At 72.0% G+C, this 22,313-nt stretch carries 8 protein-coding genes; 7 read left to right on the top strand and 1 reads right to left on the bottom strand.

Annotated elements, in window-relative coordinates; all coding sequences use genetic code 11:
* The first annotated feature begins 232 nt into the window (after nucleotides 1-232).
* The 6 genes from LG634_RS22945 (at nucleotide 233) to LG634_RS22920 (ending at nucleotide 10,278) form a co-directional block, all read left to right on the top strand.
* Nucleotides 233-6,415, top strand: a complete 6,183-nt coding sequence (locus tag LG634_RS22945) for a DNRLRE domain-containing protein (RefSeq protein ID WP_226735833.1) — start codon at nucleotides 233-235, stop codon at nucleotides 6,413-6,415.
* Entirely contained in the window at nucleotides 6,406-6,768 is a 363-nt protein-coding gene (locus tag LG634_RS22940) for a hypothetical protein (RefSeq protein WP_226735813.1), read from the top strand. Before LG634_RS22945 ends, LG634_RS22940 begins: the two co-directional genes overlap by 10 nt.
* 281 nt (nucleotides 6,769-7,049) lie before the next feature.
* Nucleotides 7,050-7,376 (top strand): CocE/NonD family hydrolase C-terminal non-catalytic domain-containing protein, encoded by a 327-nt coding sequence (locus LG634_RS22935; RefSeq protein ID WP_308072644.1) that lies wholly within the window; start codon nucleotides 7,050-7,052, stop codon nucleotides 7,374-7,376.
* Nucleotides 7,377-7,558: 182 nt separating this feature from the next.
* A complete protein-coding gene (locus LG634_RS22930; protein WP_226735811.1) occupies nucleotides 7,559-8,275 on the top strand; it encodes a hypothetical protein in 717 nt (238 codons plus the stop codon).
* 273 nt (nucleotides 8,276-8,548) lie between these two features.
* A complete protein-coding gene (locus LG634_RS22925) occupies nucleotides 8,549-9,088 on the top strand; it encodes a toxin-antitoxin system, toxin component (protein WP_226735810.1) in 540 nt (179 codons plus the stop codon).
* Entirely contained in the window at nucleotides 9,088-10,278 is a 1,191-nt protein-coding gene (locus tag LG634_RS22920; protein WP_226735809.1) for an MAB_1171c family putative transporter, read from the top strand. The genes LG634_RS22925 and LG634_RS22920 overlap by 1 nt, the downstream gene beginning before the upstream one ends.
* Before the next feature lie 71 nt (nucleotides 10,279-10,349).
* Here LG634_RS22920 and LG634_RS22915 read toward each other — a convergent pair whose 3' ends face one another.
* Nucleotides 10,350-17,381, bottom strand: a complete 7,032-nt coding sequence (locus LG634_RS22915) for a ricin-type beta-trefoil lectin domain protein (RefSeq protein WP_226735808.1) — start codon at nucleotides 17,379-17,381, stop codon at nucleotides 10,350-10,352.
* A 431-nt stretch (nucleotides 17,382-17,812) separates the two neighbouring features.
* On the opposite strand from LG634_RS22915, the gene LG634_RS22910 reads away from it, so the two are divergent.
* Nucleotides 17,813-22,288 (top strand): ricin-type beta-trefoil lectin domain protein, encoded by a 4,476-nt coding sequence (locus tag LG634_RS22910; RefSeq protein WP_226735807.1) that lies wholly within the window; start codon nucleotides 17,813-17,815, stop codon nucleotides 22,286-22,288.
* The last annotated feature ends 25 nt before the right edge of the window (nucleotides 22,289-22,313 follow it).

The raw sequence follows: 22,313 nt of genomic DNA, 5'->3' as shown, positions 1-22,313 counted from the left end.
CGGTCCGCTTTGGTTCCGCTTTGCGTAAGTGTGGTGCTTTCCTTCCTCGTTACGTTCGGTCTCGCCACACAAGTGGCCTGAAACGAACGCACGAGACCGAGGAATCATGACGATTCACATACCTGCGCCCGAGGAGCGCGGACGGCCTTGGTCCGGGGGGAGCCTGCGGTATGTCGCAGGCGGTGTGGCCCTGGTCCTGTCCGTTGCGCTCCTCGACGGCGCGAGTTCCGCCATGGCGGCACAGGCCCGGCAGGTCGCGGTGGTCGAGAAGACCCCCGTCACCCAGGCCGCCGACATTCCGTCCGCCACGGTGGCGGCCCGGCTGTCGGGCAAGCGGGTGGAGGCGCTGTCGGAGCGCACGGAGTCGACGACGACGTGGGTGAACAAGGACGGTTCGCTCACCACCGAAATGGCGGCCGGCCCGGTCCGGTTCAAGGACGAGACCGGCGAGTGGCGCAATGTCGACGTGAGCCTGACGTCCGCCGCGGACGGTTCCGTCCGCTCGAAGGCGCACCCGAGCGGGCTGCGGCTGGCGGGCAGGTCGGGCGCGAAGGCGGCCTCGCTCGCGGCTGCCGCGAAGGCTCCGGCCACCGATCTGGTGACGCTGGGCAGTGGCGAGAACGCCATCACCCTCCAGTGGCGCGGAGGCCTGCCGGCCCCGAAGCTGGACGGCACCCGCGCCACCTACGAGAACGCCGTTCCGGGTGCGGACGTGGTCGTGGAGGCCACCCGTACCGGTTTCGAGCAGTTCGTCGAGGTCAAGGCCAAGCCCGCGGCGGCCTTCTCGTACACGCTGCCGCTGCGGACCAAGGGTCTGAAGGTCACGGAGCAGAAGGACGGCAGCGTCCTGTTCACGGACAAGAAGTCCAAGAAGTCCGCGGTCATGCCCGCCCCCGTCATGTGGGACGCGACCGTCGACAAGGTCTCCGGTGAGCACACCAACCGGGCCAAGGTCGCCATGAAGGTCGTCAAGGCCAAGGGCGGCGTGGACCTGGTCCTCACCCCGGACGCGAAGTTCCTCGCGGACCCGGCCACGAAGTACCCGGTCACTGTCGACCCCTCGACCTCGACGCTGGGCAACCTCTTCGACACCTACGTCCAGCAGGGCGAGACCGTCGACTGGTCGAACGACACCGAGCTGGACCTCGGCAACCCCGGTACGAAGAACGCCGACGGCACCTGGCGCACCGCGCGCTCCTTCATCACCTGGAACACCGCGCCGGTCGCCGACGCGCTGATCTCCTCCGCGACGCTCTCGCTGTGGAACTTCCACGCCGGCAATACCGACTGCACCGCCCAGCCGTGGGAGGTGTGGACGGCGAACAACGCGTCCACGGCCTCGCGCTGGACGAACCAGCCGGCGATGGTCACCAAGATGGCCACCTCCACGGAGACCAAGGGCAACAGCGCCTGCACCGCCGACGGCTGGATCAACGCCAACGTCACGAACCTGGTGCAGCACTGGTCCAACAACAAGTGGGCCTACTCGGGCATGGGCCTGCGGGCCACCGATGAACTCGACGTCAAGGAGTGGAAGCGGGTCAACTCGGCCAATGCCGCCTCCAACCCGCCCAAGCTGACGGTCACGTACAACTACCGCCCCCGCACGGGAACGAAGCAGGAGGCCGGAGCGCCCTTCTTCTCCTACGGCGGCGCGTACGTCGTCAACAGCACCACGCCGACCCTCCGCGACACGTTCGTCGACGTGAACGGCGACAAGGTGCAGGGCGCGTTCCAGATCTTCGACAACGCCACCAACGCGCAGGTCGGCGAGGTGCTGCGGTCGGCGTTCGTGCCCTCGGGCCAGCCGGCTCCCGTGACCGTCCCCGCCGGGGTGCTGACCAACGGCAAGACGTACCGCTTCCGCACCTCGCCGTACGACGGCACGCACTACAACCTGGGCTGGTCCGCGGAGAAGACCTTCACGGTCGACACCTCGGCCCCCTCCGCCCCGTCCGCCATCACGTCCACCGACTACCCGTCGAACGCGTGGGTCAAGGGCGCGGGCCAGGCCGGCACCTTCACGGTGACCCCGCCGGCCTCCGACCACAACTGGCTGGAGTGGTCCCTCGACGGCGTGACCTGGACCAAGGTGGTCACGGGCGGCGCGGCGGGCGCGAAGGCGATCTCCGTCACCCCGCCGAAGGACGGCACGCACACGCTCCAGGTCCGTGCGGTCGACAAGGCGGACAACAAGTCCGAGGCGATCGACCACACCTTCCACGCCGGTCCGGGCGGCTTCGTCCAGCCCGGCGAGGGCGAGCGCACCGCCCGCCGGCTGACGCTGGCCGCCGAGGCCGACGGCGGCAAGTACGACCAGGTGTCCTTCTCCTGGCGCCGGTCCGAGGCCGACCCCTGGGCGGTCATCCCGGCCGGCCAGGTGACCTCCGGCGGGACCCCCCTGACGGCGTGGCCGGTGGCGATGACCGGCGGCAAGAACGCCCCGCTGGTCTGGAACGCCACCGACACCGTCGACCCCGACGGCACCGTCCAGATCAAGGCCGACTTCACCGGCGCCGGCGGCTCCGGGGCCACCCAGCCGCTCAGCGTCATCGTCGACCGCAACGCCACCGGTGCCGCGACCGACGAGGTCGGCCCGGGCAGCGTCAACCTGCTGACCGGTGACTACACCCTGTCCGCCACCGACGCCTCCGCCTTCGGCCTGTCCGTCAGCCGGACCGCGTCCTCGCGCACCCCGGACAGCGGCGCCAAGCAGGAGGGCCAGGCCGCCGTCTTCGGCAAGGAGTGGGTCTCGGGCGTCTCCGCCGAGCTCACCGAGTCCGACTACAGCCACGTGCGGCGCATCTCCGACACGGCCGTGGACGTGGTGGATTCCGACGGCGAGGCCGTCCACTTCACCGCCAACAGCGCCAAGACGGCCTGGATCCCCGAGGCCGGCTCCGAGGACATGGCCCTCACCGGCAGCGTGAGCACCTCGTTCACGCTCACCGACACCGAGGGCACGGTCACCGAGTTCACCAAGCCCGACGCGGCCGCCGAGACCTGGCAGGCCTCCTCCACCGTCCTGGACGGCGTGCCGAACTCCGGCACCACCGTGGTGTCCGAGACGGTGACCGTCGACGGCAAGAAGCTGGCCCGCCCCAAGCGGGTCCTCGCCCCGACCTCGGCCGTCTCCGCCGCCACCTGCACCGCCACCCCGTCCACGAAGGGCTGCCGGGCGCTGGAACTGGTCTACGCGACGGCGACCACCGCCACCGCCCCGGACTTCGGCGACTTCGCCGGTCAGGTCAAGGAGATCCGCCTCTGGTCCACCGAGCCCGGTGCGGCCGCGGCCACGTCCAAGGCGATCGCCACCTACCGGTACGACAGCACCGGCCGGCTGCGCCAGCACTGGAACCCGAACCTCGCCCAGTCCACCCGGGTCGAGTACGCGTACGACGCGGCCGGCCGGGTGGTCACCCTCCAGCCGCAGTCCGAGCTGCCCTGGACGTTCACCTACGGCACCGCGGGCAACGCCGCCACCGCCGGCCCGGGCATGCTCCTCAAGGCCTCGCGCGACGGCCTGAAGCAGGGCACCGCCGACGTGACCGAGGGCACGGCCGTCACCAGCGTCGTCTACGACGTCCCGCTGACCGGCGCCAAGGCCCCGTACGCCATGGGCGCGAACGACGTGAAGGGCTGGGGCCAGACCGATGCCCCGACCGATGCGACGGCGGTCTTCCCCGCCGATGCCGTCCCCGCCTCCCACTCCGGCGACGCCCTCGGCGCCACCGACTACGCCCGCGCCGAGGTGCACTACCTCGGGGTGTCCGCGCGCGAGGTCAACAGCGCGCTGCCGGGCGGCCACATCACCACCACCGAGTACGACCGGGCCGGCCACAAGGTCCGCGAACTGTCGGCCGCCAACCGGGCCGTGGCCCTCGGCACCACAGCCGCCGACCGCGCCGTCCAGGCCGACCTCGGCATCGCCGCGCTCGCCCCGGCCGAGCAGGCCGGCCTGCTGTCGACCAGCTCCGTCTACGACGAGGGCGGGACCCGGCAGCTGGAGGAGTTCGGCCCGCTGCGCCGGATCGAGCTCACCGCCGACCTGAAGTCGGGGTCGACCGTGCTGGTCCCGGCCGGCACCTCCGTGCTGGCCCGCGGCTGGACGGTCAACGAGTACGACGCGGGCCGTCCCACGGACGGCACCGCCAAGGTCAAGGACCAGGTCACCCGCTCCACGACCGGCGCCCAGGTGCGCGAGCACCCGACGGTCCTCGGCGAGGCCCGGGCCACCAAGACCGTCTACGACTGGGCCATGGGCGGCGCGGTGCAGAGCATCCAGGACCCGGACGGCCTGGCGCTCACCACCGTCACCGAGTACGACTCCCAGGGGCGCGTCACCCGGCAGATCCCGCCCGGCGCCACCGCCACCGGAGCCACCGCGCGGGTGACCGCGTACTGGTCCGCCACCGGTACGGGCACCTGCCAGGGCCGGCCCGAGTGGGCCGACCTGCTCTGCTCCGTCACCCCCGGCGGCACCATCACCGGCGGCGGGACCAACCCTGCCCAGCTGGTGTCCAGCAGCACCGAGTACGACTGGTGGGGCAACCCCGCCAAGGTCACGGAGACCGCCAACGGCACCACCCGGACCACGACCACCACGTACGACGCCGCGGGCCGGGTGTCCAAGCTCGCCATCACCGGCGGCACCGGGCAGGCGGTCCCGGAGACCACCACCGAGTACGACGCGGTCACCGGCCGCGAGACGAGGTCGGTCTCGCCCACCGGCGGCACCCTGACCCGCCAGTTCGACAAGCTCGGCCGGCAGATCTCGTACACGGACGCGGACGGCGGCACCACGACGACCGAGTACGACCTGCTGAACCGGCAGGTCAAGGTCTCGGACAGCGTCCCGTCCACGGTCACGTACACCTACGACCACAGCCTTGAGCCGCGCGGCCTGGCCACCAAGGCCACCGACTCGGTGGCGGGCTCCTTCCAGGCCACGTACGACGCCGACGGTTCGGTCGCCACGGAGAAGCTGCCCGGCGGCTACACCCTCACGAGCACCGAGGACACCACCGGCGCCCCCGTCCGGCGCTCCTACCGGCGGGACGGCGACGGCACCCTCGTCTTCGAGGACACCGTGTCGGAGTCCGTGCACGGCCAGGTCACCGGCCACGTCGGCTGGTCCGAGCAGCACTACGGCTACGACGCCGTCGGCCGTCTCACCGGCGTCGAGGACATCGCCGCCACGGTGTGCACCACCCGCGGCTACGGCTTCGACAGCCGGACCAACCGCACCTCGCTGACCACCGCGACCGGCACGCCCGGCGCCGACTGCCCCACCACGGGAGGCACCACCGCCACCTCCGCCTACGACAGCGCCGACCGGCTGGTCGACGCCGGGTACGTCTACGACGCGTTCGGCCGGACCACCGCCCTGCCGGGCAGCAGCCTCGGCTACTACGCCAACGACCTCGTGCACCAGCAGACCGCGGGCGGCGAGCGCCGGACGTGGCAGCTGGACGCCGCCCACCGGCTGCGCTCCTGGAAGACGGAGAGCGGCGGCGGCAGCACCTGGACCCAGACCGGTTCCAAGGTCAACCACTTCGACGGCGACGGGGACAACCCGCGCTGGATCACCGAGGACACCGCGACGGGCACCGTGACCCGCAACGTGGAGTCCGCCTCCGGCGACCTGGGCGCCGTCACCGGCAAGACCGGCGACACCGTCCTCCAGCTCACCACCATCCACGGTGACGTGGCACTCCAGCTGCCGCTGGACGTCTCCAAGCCGCCGGTGGCGCTCGACGCCGACGAGTACGGCAAGCCGCGCGCCGGGCAGGCCGTGGCCCGCTACGGCTGGCTCGGGGCCAAGCAGCGCTCGGGGGAGACCCTGACCGGTCTGACCCTGATGGGCGTCCGCCTGTACAACCCGGCCACCGGACGCTTCCTGTCCGTCGACCCGGTGTACGGCGGCAACTCCAACGCGTACGAGTACGTCAACGCGGACCCGGTCAACCAGTACGACCTCGACGGGCGCTGGAGCCTTCGCGGTCTCGCGAAGAGCACGTGGGGCTGGGCCAAGCGGAACAAGTGGGAGATCGCCCTGACCGCGGCCAGCTTCGTGCCCGGTCTCGGTGCGGCCGCCTGGGCCTACCGGGCGTACCGGGTGGTCCGCACGGTCCGGCTCGCCCACAAGATCAACTTCGTGAACGGCTCGCACCGCGCCACCCGGGCCACCACCTGGCTGGCGGGACGCATGTGGGTCGGCCGCGGGGCCGCGCGCAGCGTCGCGAAGAACGGTGCGAGGATGCGGTCCAAGGGCAAGTACGCCTACCGCTCCTGGGCGAAGAAGGGCAAGCACGGCTACTCGTCCAACCTCACGTGGGGCAGCAAGGGCCACCACAACTACTTCAATTACCACATCAATCACCGCAAGCCGAGGCGATGGGCACCATGGTGGTAGACCGCGAGACCTGGCCCGAGGAGGGCCGGATGGGACGGATCGGAGCAGGTGAGTACGCCGGTGCGTACTTGCTGCTCGTCCCCGAGATCCAGGACTCCTGGGCGTGCTACATCAGTGACGCCCCCGGGGAGACCGGGCCCGACGGCCGGGTGCGGGCCGACGACTTCTGGGTCGCGGACGCGGACCTGGAACGGGTCCTCGCCGGGATGGAGGTCTCCTGGGTTCCGGCCGAGGACGACCGACGGCTGGAGGAGGAGGTCTTCGACATCCGGTCCGACTGGGCGCTGCGGCGCCGGAAGCCGGGCGGACTGCGTGCGCTGTTCCGTGCGTTCCGCAGGTCGCCGGACGCGTAGCCGCCGAGGCGCCTGACCGGTCGGCTTGCGCCGATGCGTGTGCCGCGGCCCCTTTCGGGGGTCGCGGCACACGCGTGTGCCGTGTCCTGTTTGTGCGCTCTCGTGTTCGGGCCCCTGGAAGCATGTGCTCGTCCCCACCCCACCGGTCCGCGGTCCGGGCCGGCCGTGGGGGCCCTGGACCCGGTACGCACCGGCCGGCCGTGCGACCGGCCGGTGCCGGCGAGAGGACGGCGAGGTGCCGGGTCCCGTCCCCCTTCCTGGGCGGACGTCACCACCTGACCGTGCGCAGCACGGTCGCCTCGGCCACCCTGGTGGCCCTGCTGTTCGACGTGGCCCCCGGCGGCACGGCCCGCATCATCACCCACGCGCCGCTCACCCTGGACGAGTTGACGCCCGGGCAGGACCGCACCGTCACCTGGCGGCTCCAGGCTGCCGGCTACGACGTGGCCGCGGACCACCGTCTGATGCTCGTCCTCACCAGCAAGGACCCGCTGTACTCCGACGCGAGCGTCGAGGACAGCGCCACCACCCTCACCTCCGACGCCGGCACCCCCTGGTGCTGCCCCTGGGCTGAGACCGGCAGCAGCTCCCCTGACCCGATGCCGTGACCGGCTCCGACGCCGGTCACGGCATCGCGCTGGCCGGAACGGACCATCAACGACGGCTGAGTCTCGCTCAACTTTGGTTGCCGCGACCGGGCGCGAAGTCATACTGTGTGACGTTGAAGCTGTGTGTAGGTCACGAGCGACGCGGTTCACGGTCCGCCGGACGCAGGGAGCAGGGAGCAGGAATGAGCGAGGGGTTTGCCGCCGATCCGGCGGGGACCGTCCGGCGTATCACCTCCCTCCTGGAGCGGGTCGGGCTCGACCCCGGGGACGTGCTGCGGGTGGACGGCGAGGGCGGCCTCTCGTACGCCTCCGGGCTGCCCGAGGACGACGTACGGGCGCTGCTGCGGGGCGAGCCGCCGGCCGGCGGCCTTGGCGGGGACGCCGACCAGGTGGAGGAGCGGCACCGGCGGGCCGTCGACCGCATCGTGTTCCTGCGCCGGACCCGGCTGCGGACCGCACCGGACGGGCAGCGGCGGGCGTACTCCCTGGCCGAGATCGCGACGGCCGCGGGTACCAGCGCGCAGTGGCTGGACAAGATGATCAAGACGGGGAAGGCGCCCAACCTCGACCACGCCGCGGGCATCGCGGCGTTCTTCGGCGAGAGCATCGAGTTCCTGGTCGCCGAGCCTGCCGTGGCCCTGGACCGGGTGCTCCACCGGATCTACCAGGACCTGCTGGAGCGGACCGTCGAGCGGCAGGACGCCGACATCGAGCGGCTGACCCGGCCCGCCGCGGCCGCCGCCGCCGGTGCGGACCTCGGGGTGGTGAGTTACGCCGCCCGCGCCCTGGTCGACGTACCGGACGACACGGCGCAGCCGATCATCGCGCTCATCGAGTCCATTGCGCGGCGTTCGCGCGAGGAACGGGCGCGGGAGAGCCGGCCGGGCGGGCACGGCTAGGGCAACACTCTCACTTCGGACTCTCATCAGACGCATATCAGACGCATATCGGACGTAAATAGGACGCACTTCGGACCCGCAGCGGCCCACTCGCCGCCCCGCCCGCGGACGTTCAATCCTTGATCACCGGCCCCGGAAGCATCACCCGGGGCCGGTTAGTGATATGAACTGACGAAAATCTGTGCGCGTGACAGCGCTCGACAAGCGGTGCGCCGACAAGGGATGCGTCCGGGTGGGGAAGACATGTGGGACGCGCTGGGCACTTCCCGTGCGATGCGACGGCACAGGGACGAACTGTTCGCCGGAGCGATGGCGCTGGCGGACGGCAGGGAACCGAACGAGCTGATGCACGCGGTCTGCGCGTACCTGACGCAGAGCGCCGGGCGCCAGGTCCGGCTGATGCTGGAGCCGTTCCCGCCGGACACCGTCAGCGGGCTGTGGCTCGACCTGGGCGACCACGAGGTGGTGGCCGTGGAGAAGAACACCCTGCCCCTGCACCAGATGGTGATCCTGGGTCACGAGCTGTGGCACCGTCAGGAGCACCGGCTCGGCCGGTCCACCGCCGGCGGGCCCACGGACTCCGGAGGCACCCCCGCCGCGGCCCGGCTGCTCGGCGAGCGGTGGACCCTGGGCGACGCGGTCGCCCACGTCGCCGCCGCCCGCACCATCTACGACGTGGAGGAGGAGCGCCGCGCGGAGCGGTTCGGGCGGCTGCTCGCGGCCAAGTTCCGCCCCTTCCTGCTGGGCAAGCGCCACCACACCGCCTCGGACGAGCGGATCGGCCGCATCTGGACCTCCCTCGGAGGCCGCTGATGGCGGCGGGTCCCGACTACTACCTGCCGGCCGCCGTCCTCGCCGCCTCCCTGGTGGTCAAAGCGCCCGGCCTGGTGCGCGGCTGGCGCAGCCCGACCGTCCGGGCGGTGTACGCGCTGCTGTTCCTGCCGTGCGCCGGGTTCGTGCTGTCCTCCCAGCCCACCATCTCGGCGGTCAACCGGATCACGGGCATCAGCAACTTCTCCGCCCTGCTGGTCCACAGCATCATGACCGCCTTCGCCTGCGTGTCACTGGTGCTGCTGGACTACTGGCGGGCGGAGTCCGGCGACCGGGCGCGCACCCGGCGGCGGGTGCGGGTCTGGAAGGCCGGCTGCGTCGCCGTGATCGTGGCGCTGACCGTGCTGTTCGCCCTGGGCGACGTCCCCGTGGAGCGTCCCCTGGACTTCGACACGTACTACGCGGCCACCCCGTTCATCGGCGAGATGGTGGTGCTGTACCTGGCCGCGTACGTCGCCGCCGGCGCGGCCACGGCCGTCGTGTGCCGCAACTGGATCCTCGACATCGGCCGGGAGACCGCCCACCGCGCCCGCACGTCGGTGGACACCTGCCTGCGGATCGGGCTGCAGGTCATGGTGGTCGCCGCCGTGGCCAATGTCGTGTTCGGCTCCTTCAGGCTGATCTCGATCGCCGCCCGGTGGGCGGGGGCCGACTGGGACGCGCTGAACAAGGGCCTGTCTCCCTTCATTTCGGCGAGCGGCATGATGATCGGTGCGGGACTCCTCGTCCCGGCGTACGGGCCCGCGCTGATCGACCGGGTGTGGCAGCCGCTGGTCGGCATCCGCGCGCTGCGGCCGCTGTGGCGGCTGGTCCGCCGGCCGGGCGCCGCGCCCGGAGGCCACGTGTTCCTCGCACCCCCGTGGTACGCCGGTCCCGAGCAGGTGCTGCTCTACCGGATCACCACCATCCACGACTGGATGCTCGACCTGTCGCCGTACTGCGCGGACGACGTGCGCGAGGCGGCCGGCCGGCAGGCCGCGGCGGCCGGGGCCCCGCGGCGCGAGGCGGTGGCCGCGGGGCTCGCGGCCATGTTCGCGGCCGCGGCCGGAAACCGCGCGGACGGCGCACCACCGGACGCCGGGCAAGGGCTCGACGCGGTGGCCGCCGTCCGCGCGGCCGAGTCCGAGGACCCGAACCTGCTGGTGTCGATCGCCCGGGCGCTCGGGCGCTGACCATGTGCGTACCCCCCGGCAGCCGAGGCAGCCAGGGGGTACGCGGGCAGGTCAGGACCGGTTGGCCCGCCTCAGCGCCGCCACTTGTCCATGTTGTTGGGGTGGAAGGGATCCAGGAGTTCTGCCGCCGGGTCGCGGGGCATGATCCGGTGGTCCAACTTGTCGATCAGGTCGGGGCCGACGATCAGGCGTTGGAGGTTGAACGCCTGCTTCTTCCAGTCGAACTCGGCCGCTCCGGCCAGGACGGCGAGCGCAGGACCCGCCTTGGACCCGGTCGTCATGGCGTCCTGCCTGAGGTAGAGGCCGTCGCCCTTCTGATCGATGGTGAAGGTGATGGTGGAACCCCGGTCGTCGAAGTACCCCTCCTCCATCACCTCGAAGGTGAAGCTCGTCTTGGCGACCGTCACCCGCACCACTCCGGGGCCGCCGGCGAGGGTCGGGCTGATGCCGTAGTCGGAGAGGCCCGGGTACAGGGTGCAGAAGTCCCCGTCCTCGAACGAGTCGCAGCCGTCGACCCGGAACGGGAAGACCTTCCCGGGGTCTGCCTGGAAGGCGGCCATGACGGACTCCGGCGTGCCCATGGTGGACGTCGGCCCCAGGTAGTGGCTGTAGGTGTACGTGTAGCTGAACCGGTAGTCGCTCACCGGCTTGGGGTGGTAGGCCCGGTCCTCGCCCTTCGGGGTCCGGTTGTAGGTACCGTTCCTCCTCGCGGTGCGCGCCATCTCGTTGGCGGCCTTGCGGCATGACGGGTGGCCGCAGTTGTCGGAGTTGTCGCCGATCACTCCGTCCGTGTCGCCGTCGACGCCGGCGCAGATGCCGTCCGCGCCGCCGCCCGGTGAGCCGTGCAGGCAGCGGCGGCCGTCCGGGTCGGTGTTGTTGACCGGGTCGTTGTTGGCGTACGCGTACCCGTTCCACTGCTGCGGGTCCATCGGGGACAGCAGCGGGTCGGGGCTGATGAAGCGGCCCGTGGCCGGCTGGTACATGCGGACGCCGAGGCTGGTGAGCCCGGTGGAGTCGTCCTTCTGGCCGCCGACGAACCCCTTGGTGCCGGCCCAGGCGGCGGGCGCGGTGCCGCGGGCGGCGCCGAACGCGTCGGTACGGCTGCGGGTGGCCGCGAGCGTCGACAGGTCGATGCTCAGGTTGTTCGTGCCGCGCTGGTCGGAGACCTGGGCGACGAACCCGCCGGCCGCCGTGCCCGCACCGGTGCGCACGATGGTCATGCCGCCGGGGACCGGGTAGTAGCGGATACCGGTGCGGGCCTGGGTGGCCGTGTTCACCGTCAGCTCGTCGTTGCCGAGGGTCAGGGTGGCCGTACCCGGGTTGCGGCGGAGCAGCAGCTTGCCGTCCGCGTCGTACAGGTACGTGGTCGTGGTGTTCGGGACGGTCCACTTCTGCCCGGCGGGCACCGGGCTGCCGCAGTCGCCGAGCACCAGGTCCGTGCTGTCGGTGCTGACGTCACCCGGCACCGCGAGGCAGCGGCCGGAGGCGGGGTTGTGGAAGGTGCCGTCGGCGCGCGCCGTCCAGGTCTGGTCGGCGCCGCCGTCGCAGTCCTGGAACTTGATCAGCGAACCGGCCGTCGTGCCCATGGCCTGGACACAGCGGTTGCCGCTGGAGAGCGTGCTGTTGGCGGTGGCGTACCGCTGACCGGGGTTGGCGTTGCAGGTGTAGATCTGGAGCGGGCTGCCGGCCGCGGTCGAATTGCCCGCCGCATCCAGGCACTTGCCGGCGACGCCCTTGATCTGCGTGGCCGTGGTCAGCGAGGCGATCTTGCCCTCGCTGTTCCAGGTCAGGCTGCTCGTCCCGGCCTTCCCGGCCCGGTACGAGGTGGTGGCGCCGTTCGCGTCGTAGCGGAACGCGTCGGTGTTGGTGGTGGTCGTCCCCGTCTTCGTGGTGGCGGTCAGCAGCGCGTGCGGGCCGCCGGTTCCGCCGCCCGTGGCGGGAGCGGAGGTCGGGGCGTTCTGCTGCGCGGGCGCGCCGAACACCTGGGTGGTCGTGGCGTCCTTGGTGGTGTCGCCCGCCACGTCGCGGCGCACGGCCGTGGTGCGGTTGCCCGTCAGGTCGTAGGAGTACTCCTGCCAGTAGGGGGCCGGCCCGCCGACGGTGGTCTTCGCCGGGGCGACGGCACCGCTGGTCGGGGTGGTGTTGGCGCACGCGCCCTGGTCGGCCGTCGGGTGGGTGAGCGGGTCCGGCCGGCTGATGCCGCCGGTGTCCGTCCACGCCGCCGTCAGCCGGCCGAGGTGGTCGTACGTGAAGCACTGGCGGTCGGTCTGCGCGGGCGTGTTGTCCGCGATGCCGGTCAGCGAGGTGATCCGGCCGTTCTGGTCGTACGTGTAGCCGGTCTGCTGCACCGCGCCCGTCGTCGACGTCTGCTTGTCGACGAACTGGTCCCGCAGCCGCCCGGTGGCCTCGTCGTACACCGAGGTGGTGACGACCTGCGAGGCCCACGGGTTGACCGTGGAGCGGATCACGCGTCCGTGGGCGTCGTACTCGGTCTGCGTGTCGTAGGTGGTGGCGCCGGCGTACTTGAACAGCTGTCCGTAGTCGTTGTACGAGTACGCGATGTCGTCCAGCGGCAGCCCGCCGAGCGCAGGCAGGACCGTGTTCTTCGGGTTGCCGGTGAGCCGGTCGTGCGTGGTGCCGACGTGGTACGTGAACGTGCCCGAGGCCAGGCCCGCATCGGTGCCGGGCACGCTGATGGTCGTACCGGTGACCCGGCCGCCGTCGTCGTAGCCGTTCACCTCGCTGGTGTACGACTTGCCGGCGGAGCCGCCCACGTAGCGCGTGGACGTCGCCGGCTTGCCCTTGCCGCCCGCGGCCGTGTCGAACGTCCAGCCGGCCAGCTGCCTGGCGGCGCTCACACTGCCGTCGTACAGGCCGGTCTTCCGCCCGAGCAGGTCGTACGTGTAGACCAGCGTCTGGTTCTTGGCGTCGGTGGTGCTCGACAGGCGCGAGGCCGCGTCGTACGTCCGCGTGCCGACCCCGTTGTCCGGGTCGTTGGAGCCGGTCTGCCGGCCCCGGAGGTCGTAGGAGTACGACCAGACGTTCCCGGCGGCGTCCTTGCGGGTCAGCGGCCGGCCGTCGAGGGTGGAGGTGTACCGGGTGACTGCGGCGTCCGCGGCCTGACCGGTCGGGGTGGCGGTGGAGTACTGCCACAGCTCGGTGGTGTGGCCCAGGGCGTTCGTGAACACCGACGACGGCGCGCCGCCCTTCGGCGGCAGCACGTCCGTGCGGTCCGCGCCCGGGTAGCTGGTCACCGTACGGTTCTGCTCGGTGCCCAGCGACCAGTTCGAGATCACGGTCGTCCGGCCGAGGCCGTCGTACGCGGTCCGCTTCTGCGCCGGAACCGCGCTGTCGGCGGCGGCCACGAGGACGTCCACCGGACCCGAGGCGTCGTTGTACCAGGCGGCGTTGGCGACGGACTGGCGTCCCTGCGAGTCGAAGCGGGTGTCCGTGACCAGACGGCCGGTGTACGCCGGGTTCGCCGGGCTGGTCTGCACCTGGCGGGTGTGGGCGAAGCCGTCCATCAGCTCGATCGCCGACGTCCACACCGGGGTGCTGCCGTCCACGGTCAGCTTCCTGGTGGTGATCGCGGAGGGCTTGCCCGCCGTGTTCGAGACCCGGTAGCCGAAGACCGTGTTGGCGTTCGGGTGCGTCTCGGGGGCGCGCCCCGGCTGCCACACCGCGGTCAGCCGGCCCAGCGCGTCGTAGCCGGTGGTCGTCGTCTTCTGGTTGACGTCGGTCGACTTCAGCGGCAGCGACCGGCGGGCGTCGTAGGTGGTGACGGTGTCCCAGGTGCCGGTGGCCTGGCCGGGGACCGGCGCGGAGACCGTGACGGTGCCGGGCAGCTCGCCGGCGGCGGCCGGGGTGTAGACCGTGCTGCTGGTGGCGCCGTTCGGGTGCTGGGCGTCGGTGGTGTTCGGGTCGGTCGTCGAGGTGAGGCGGCCGTAGCCGTCGTAGGTGCTGGTGGAGGTGGTCACGAAGACCGGGCTGCCGTCGGCGGCGTACCGGTCCAGGACCTCGCTCTTCGTCGCGTCGCCGGCGGCGCCGGCCTGGCCGTGGGCGAGACCGTCGTACGAGGTCCGGGTCCGGGAGAGGGTGTTCGAGGCCGTGGCGGCGGCGGTGCAGGCGTCGGTGCCCGACACCTTCAGCACCTCGGACACCAGGCCGGTGCGCTGGGCGTCCGGTGCGGTCGCGTACGACGTGCGGGTGCACTGGTCGGGCACGCCGTCGGCCTGCTCCAGGGAGGTCACCGTGCGGTTGTTCTTCGCCGGGTCGGTGGTCTGACCGGCGGTGCTCGTGCGCCAGGTGCCGTCCGCCAGCTTGGACCGGGTCGTGGTGCTGCTCTTCGTCCCCGCGTAGCGGGCGATCAGCGCCGGCAGACCGGTGCGGGTGCGCTTGGCGGTCTCGACCGGGTCGCTGGAGGCGTGCACGGTCTGGGTGACCGCCGTGCCGCCCGCCTGGGTGAGCGTCTCGGTCTGCAGGGTCCGGCCGCTCAGCCAGTCCACGTCCGTCACGTCCCGGCCGAGCGCGTCCGTCAGGCGCACCGAGCGCGTGGAGCCGTTCTTGCGGACGTCCCCGTCCATGCCCTGCCGGTAGGTGGTGACGGTCTGCGCCTTGGGGCCGTCGGTGCCCGAGCCCACCGTGGTGGTCACCTTGGCGAAGCCGCGGAAGTCACCCCAGGTCCTGGCGTTGGCCTCGGTGAGCTCGCTGTCGTCACGGTGCCAGGCCGCGTTCTCGTACCCGTACGAGGTGATCTTCTGCGGGGTGTCGGTGGCGGTGTCGTTCTCCGTCAGCGACTTCACCGTGTAGTGGTGGAACCAGTCGAGCACCGGATCGGCGTCGGCCACCGAGCCGGGCGGGGACCAGCGGACCGGGTAGCAGGCCCGGTTGTTGTCGTCCTCGGCGGCCGGCATGACGTTGTCCACGCGCGAGCAGTCGGGCAGGTTGTAGTCGACGTTCAGGACGCCGCCGGTCTCGTTGCGGATCTGCTGGATGCGCGGCCGGTTCATGATCGGCGGGGCCGGGACCAGGTTGGTGCCGTCCACCCGGTTGGGCAGCATGACGGGCGTGAACGTCACCGCGGGCAGGCCGACGTGCGGAGTGCCGGTCCTGCCGGTGCGCAGCACCGAGTCCAGCCACAGCGCGCGCTGGCTGCCCGCGTCCTTCGGGTCGGGGAAGGACTGCACCAGCCGGTAGTGGTCCACGTCCTGCCAGGCGTTGCCGACGCGCACCTGGGTGGTGATCTCCGTCAGCCGCTTGGTGGTGAAGTACGTGGCCGAGTAGTAGACGCAGGTGCCGGTGCTCTTGCACTCGTTGTCCACCGGGACATCGGGCCAGTTCGCCTTGTTGGCGACGGTCCGGTTGGCGGGCTCGCACGCCGTGCCGGCGGCGGTGCAGCGCTCGACGACGCCGAAGTTCACCTTGGCGGCGGGCTGCAGGGTGCCCTTGGCGGCGATCTGGTCGGCGAGCTTCTGCCCGTAGGCGATGCTCTTCGGCGTGCTGGCCCGGGTGTACTCGGTCATGGTGCCGTTGCCGCTGTTCTGGCCGGCGCCGCGCTTGTACCAGTTGGTCTCGGGTGCCCACGTGTACGTGGTGAGGTTCCCGTGCGCGTCCACGACGTGGTCGAGGTGGAGGCGCTGCCACATCGTGCACCAGGACCCGGCGCCCTTGGCGGCGTCGTAACACGGCTGGCCGCTCTTGGGCGAGTACACCGGCACCGAGGAGACGGAGCCGGTGGCCGGGTCGGTCTTATCGCCGCCGGGCAGGTGGTTGACACCGAAGTAGTACGTGGTGCCCGAGGAGTCGGTGACCTTCGCGTACGCCCCGTCCCGGACGCCGTTGGCGGCACCCGAGCCGAACTCGATCTTCGTGCCGTCGTCGTCCTTGAGGCGCCAGGTGCCGGTCGCGGCGTCGGTGGTGGCCGTCGCAGAGCCCGCCTGGTCGTCGCGCACGAGGGTGCCGGAGTGCGCGCCCAGCGACAGGGTGGCGTTGAAGCCGGCCCAGCAGGCGTCACCCGAGTCGGGGATGCCGGCCTTGTCGCACGGCTTGTAGGTGCGCTCGATGAAGCCGGGGTTGAACTCCCAGCCGTCGCCGATCCAGGACGCCTGCGCGTTGGTGACGGACGTCTTGCCGTCCACCGACGAGGAGTTGTACGCCAGCGACACCTCGGGCGCGGCTCCGCCGAGCGCGGGCGGCATCTGGATCGGGTACTGGTAGGTCAGAGCACCCGAGCTGCCGCCCGAGGACCAGCTCTGCGAGGCGCCGAGCGGGGTGGCCTCGTACGTGCCGCCCGGACCGGAGGAGTCCGTCTCGGCGGCCAGCAGCATCGGGGCCGCGGCGGAGCCGAGCAGCAGGCTGCCGGACTCGGGCGCGCGCGAGGCGGCGGCCGGGGACGGGGCGGGCGCCTTCGCGGTGGGGAGCGCGAGGTCGGTGACGAGCCGCCCGGTCTCCTTGTCGTAGCGCGTGGCCAGCGGCGTACGCACCTGGCAGGACGGCACCTTGGGCGTCGTCAGCGCGCAGGCGGGCAGGGTCACCAGGCGGCCGCGGGAGGCGAACTCGCCGCCGGTCGCACTCTGCAGACCGGCGAGGTCCAGGCCCACCCGCACCCGGGAGGCCGTGCCGGACGTGCCGGAGGTCCCGCGGGCCAGGCTGAACAGGGCGCCGTTGACCCCGGCGCGGCGCGCGGAGCGGTCGTCGGTGCGGACCACCGTGATCTTGCCGGTGACCGCGCCGCCGGTCTTGCCCGCGGAGCCGCCCGCCTTGGCGGTGAGGCCCTTGGGGGACACCCACACCGGCAGCCGGCCGGCGCGCACCGCGGTGGTGCCGGTGGCCGCGGCCAGGTCGGCGCTGCCGCTGACCGGAGCGGTGAACGGGGTTCTCGGCTGCGCGGCGGTGCGTGCCGGCACCGGGTAGCGGGGCTTGACCGCCTTGGCCTTGCGGACGGCGGAGGCCTTGACCGGTTTGGTGCCGGGCAGCGGCCGGTGCGGCGGCTTCCACACCTTCGAGAAGTCCGCTTCGGCGGCGGTCGTCCCGGTCTGCGCCGCCTGCACGGCGGGTGCGCCGAGGAGCGAGGCGGCGAGAGCCAGGGCGACCGGTGTGGCCATGCGGGGGACGTACGTGCGCGTTCTTCGGCGCACGCCAGGGACTGGCATGGGTTTCCTCCGTCTGGGGGGCAGCAGAGAGCCGAGGTCCGGGCGGCAGGGCCGGGACCTCGCAAGAAGCAGGCGTGCAGGTCGGGTCCGGAGCCGTCGGAGCTGTGCCGGCCGGGCTCGGGACCGCGTCGACCGCCGGTCTGAACGACGGAAGCTAACAGTAAACGTCCGTTGAGTCACTCTCAACGGCAGTTTATTTCCAGGTGGGGAAGGTCACCCTGGGGTCGAATTCCGTACAACTTCACCGAGGAGGGGCGGAATTGACTCCTCCGGCCTTTGGCGGACAGCACCACCGCCTGCCACAGTGCCCCGGTCCTTGCCAGTCCGATCCGGGACTCGATCCGATCAGGGACTCAACTCGTCCAGGGAGAGTGGGCACTCGCATGTCCAATGCACGAAGAGCCGGGCTGCGCAAGCCGGTTGCCGCCGGACTGGCGGCGGGGGTCTCGGCGGCCCTGCTGCTGGCGACGCCGTACGTCGCGGAGGCCGCGCCGGTGCCGCTGCCCGACGCCGGAAACGCGCCGAAGGCGTCCGCGTCGCCGGCGGCACCGGCCCCCACGGCCGGGTCCGCGGCCCGGCCGCAGTCCGTTGTGTCCACCGCCGTCGAGAAGGCGCGGGCGCAGGCGGCGAAGACCGGCAAGGACGTTCCGGTCCCGGAGCTGACCACGGAACACACCACCACGGTCGCCACCCCGAAGGGCAAGCTCCGCTCCGACAGCCATGTGCTGCCGCAGCGCCGCAAGGGCGCCAAGGGCCGCTGGCAGACGCTCGACGACACGCTGACCGTCCGTGCGGACGGCACCGTGGCACCGAAGTCGGCCGGCTCCGACCTCGTCATCTCCGGTGGCGGCAACGGCCCGCTGGCGACGATGACGACCCCCGACGGCAAGAAGCTGTCGGTGTCCTCGCCGTTCCCCGGTGCCCTGCCCAAGCCCGTACTCCGCGGCAACGACGCCGTGTTCGAGAACGTGGCGACCGACACGGACCTCCAGGTCACCGCCACCAAGTACGGCGGCTACACCACCGTCGTCGTGCTCCGCACCCCCGCCGCCGCGGCCAACCCGGCCGTCCGCAACCTGGTGTTCCCGGCCGAGACCCACGGCCTCACCCTGAACAAGGGCAAGGACGGCGGCCTCACCGCCACCGCGGGCAAGGACACCGTCTTCCGCGCCCCGGCCCCCCTCATGTGGTCGGCCGGAGAGGCCCGCACGCCGGGTGCCCGCGGCTCCCGTTACGCGGACCTCGACGGCGCGTCCGGACTCAGCAGCGCGGACGGCCCGGGCGCCGGCGCCTCCGTCGCGCGGATCCCGGTGACCGGCGCACAGGTGACCGAGGTGCCCGTTCCCGGCGCCGCGAAGACGGCGGGCACGAAGACGGCGGGCACGAAGACGGCGGGCACGAAGACGGCGGGCACGAAGACGGCCGGCGCGAAGACGGCCGGCGCCGGCACGGCCGGCGCGGAGGCCGCCGGCGCGAAGGCCGCCCACCGGCGTGCCACCGGCCGGATCGCCCTCGCCCCCAGCGCCGCCCTGCTCGACGGCGCCGCCACCAAGTACCCGGTCTACGTGGACCCTTCGTGGTCCGTGGACAGCCGCGGCAAGCAGCACCACGCGTGGGTCCAGCAGGCGTACGACGCGGGCAACTACGACCGCACCGGTTCCGGCGACCGCGACAAGCCGGGCGTCGGCTACCAGGGCTGGGAGACCAGCAAGGGCATCGAGCGCGCGCTCTACGAGTTCGACCTGAGCGGATACGCGGGCGCCACCGTCAACTACGCCAAGCTCCGCCTGGAGCAGTACACGTCGGCCGACTGGTCGTGCACCAACCAGTACCCGGTGCACCTCTACCGGGCCGGAGCCTTCGACTCCTCGGTCAAGTGGAGCAACCACCAGATCCGCGAGTGGATCCAGAACCAGAACGTCGGCGGCAACGGCAACAGCAACGACTGCTACCCCAACATTCCCGTCGAGTTCAACGTCACCAACGCCATGCGTGACGGCATCCGCACCACCGGCACCCCGCTCGCCTTCGCCCTGACCGGCAAGGAAGGCACCGGCGACAAGATCGCCTTCAAGCGGTTCGCGTACACCGCGGTGCTCAGCGCCGAGTACGACTTCCCGCCGCTCGTGCCCGAGAACACCCGCACCGTCCCCGCTCCCCGCCGCGTCGTCGCCGGGGACACGCAGGCCTGCGCCGAGGTGCCCGCCGACCAGTTCGGCTGGATCACCACCCCGACCGTCACCCTCGCCTCGAAGGTCGGCAGCCCCAACCAGGGCCAGCTCACCGAGTACGTCCGCGTGTGGGACCACGAAACGGGCACGGAGGTGAACGCAGGCTGGTCCGGCTTCGTCGCCACCGGCACGGACGCCTTCTACTCGACCCCGCTGGACGCGCTCAAGGACGGCCGCAACTACGGATGGGCGGTCCAGGGCGACGACGGCCTGATCCGCGGCCCCGGCTCCGCCCCCTGCCACTTCGCGGTCGACCTGACCCCGCCGGTCCTGGAGTTCGGCCCGTTCACCGACCCGGCGACCCAGTTCCCGCCGGCCGGCCACGGCCAGATCTCCCGGCTGCGCCTCGGCGACACCGGCTCACTGCCCTTCGTCGCCTCCGACCCGAGCCCGGGCGCCGGCCTGCGCAGCTCCGGCCTGGCCTGCATCGAGTGGGGCTTCGACCCGCAGCTCACCGGCGCCCAGAAGCAGTGCGGCAGCCCGCTCGCCCAGAGCGCGCTCGGCGTCAAGCCCACCCACTGGGGCACCAACATCGTCTACGCCCGGGTCCTGGACGAGGCCGGCAACGCCTCACCGACCAAGTCGTACGCGTTCTACGTGCCGTGGAAGGACGGCGCGGTCGCCTTCGGTGACACCACCGGCGACGCCCGCTCCGACATCCTGCTCCCGGACGCCGCCGGCAACCTCGTCACGCACGGCCGCGCCTCCGACGGCACCAGCCGCAGCATGATCCCCAGCGGCACCGCCGCCACCGCCCTCCAGGCCCCCGAGGCGGCCGGCGGCCGGACCTGGAAGGACTACCGCACCGTCCACCGCGGCTCGCTCGACCCCGGCCGCAACGTCGACGACCTGTTCGTCCACCAGGAACCCGCCACCCCAGGCGCGCTCGGCGGCGCCCAGCTCTTCGCCTACGACAACACCCTCTCCGACCCGGGCCGCTTCACGCTCGGCACGAAGACCACCGTCGACAAGCCGGAGTGCTCCACCGCGTACACGACCGCCTGCACCGGCTACCGCAACGAGGCGACCTGGCAGTACTCCAGCCAGATCACCCCGACCGGCCCGGCCCGCACCACCCGTACACCCAGCCGCAAGGTCACCGATGCCACCGGCCTGCTGGCCGTGGAGGCCGGCAACCTGTGGTTCTACCCGGTCAAGACCAACCAGACCCTCGCCGCACCCACACTGGTCGACGCCGGTGGCACCTGGGACGACAAGGACCTGATGATCCCCGGAAACGCCCTGAACATCGGCGCCACGACCGACACCGCCCCCGCCCTGTGGGTGCGCAACCGCACCAGCGGCGACATCTTCCAGTACAAGCTGACGACCGCCACCCGCGCGGCCGACGGGTACGTCGTCGTCACCGGCGCGGCGGCCCAGCCCGCCACCCGCATCGGCTACGGCATCAAGGGAGCGGACTACCCGCGCGTCGGCTCGGACGGCGACGTGACCGGCGACGACGTCCCGGACTTCTGGGCGGTCGGCACCGACGGCACCCTGCACGCCTGGGCCGGCACCGCCGCCGGCGGCGCGGTCACCGGCTACGAGGGCCACCACGTCCGCGGCGACGCCCAGGCCCCGACCGTCCAGTGGCGCCTGGAAGGCGACACCAAGGCGATCCCCGCCAAGAACGGCAGCGGCGCCTCCAACGACGCCACCGCCACCGCGGTCACCTACGCCACCGAGACCGTGGACGGCCGCCCCCGCAAGGTCGCGGTCTTCGACCCGGCGGCGAAGTCGGTCGTCACCGGCCCCGCCAACGCCGTCGACACCCGCCAGTCCTTCACCATCAGCACCTGGGTCAGGATGAACGCGCCCGACGGCATGATCGTCAGTCAGGACGGCGCCCACGCCAGCGCGTTCAAGCTCTGGGCCGACGCCGGCCACTGGCGCTTCGCCATCGCCCACGGGGACAACGACGGCTGGCCGTACGACCACAACTCCACCGTCACCTCGGCCAACGCCTTCAAGCCGGGCGTCTGGACCCAGCTGACGGCCACGTACAACGCCACCACCGGCGCGATGAACCTGTACGTGAACGGCACCCTGGCCTCCAGCGGCCACCACCGGGCGAGCACCAGCCCCGCACCCGGCGGCGCCCTGGTCATCGGCCGCTACAAGTACGTGAGCAAGCCCAGCAACCACCTCGACGGCGCCGTCGCCGGCCTGTCGGTCTACCAGAACCACGTGCCGCCGGTGACGACCACGGACCTGCCGGTCCGCTACGCCGCCTCGCCCGACTTCTGCGCGGACGCCCCCGGCGGCGCCAACGGCAACGGCAACCAGCTCCAGCTGTGGGACTGCAACGGCGGCGACTCCCAGAAGTTCAGCGTCAACGCCAACGGCACGCTGACCCAGAAGGGCCAGTGCGTCGCGGTCCGCGGCAACCAGACCGCGGCCGGCACCGACCTGATCTTCTGGCAGTGCCTCGGCGAGGGCGGCCAGCAGTGGCTCCCGCGCGCCGACGGCAGCCTCTTCAACCCCCAGTCGAACGCCTGCTTCGACCTCCCGCAGGCCAAGCGCGACTGGGGCACGAAGCTCATGCTGTGGACGTGCAACGGCACTCCGGCCCAGCGCTGGAGCATCCCGACGCTGATGACCCCGGACCTGCCGGTGGCCCCGTAGCACGGCACCGGGTCCTGCAGGGGAA

It is taken from the genome of Streptomyces bambusae (genome assembly GCF_020532645.1).
Taxonomy (GTDB): Bacteria; Actinomycetota; Actinomycetes; order Streptomycetales; family Streptomycetaceae; genus Streptomyces; species Streptomyces bambusae.
The sequence above is the reverse complement of the archived record's forward strand: the minus strand, read 5'-3'. Positions and strand labels throughout refer to the sequence as shown.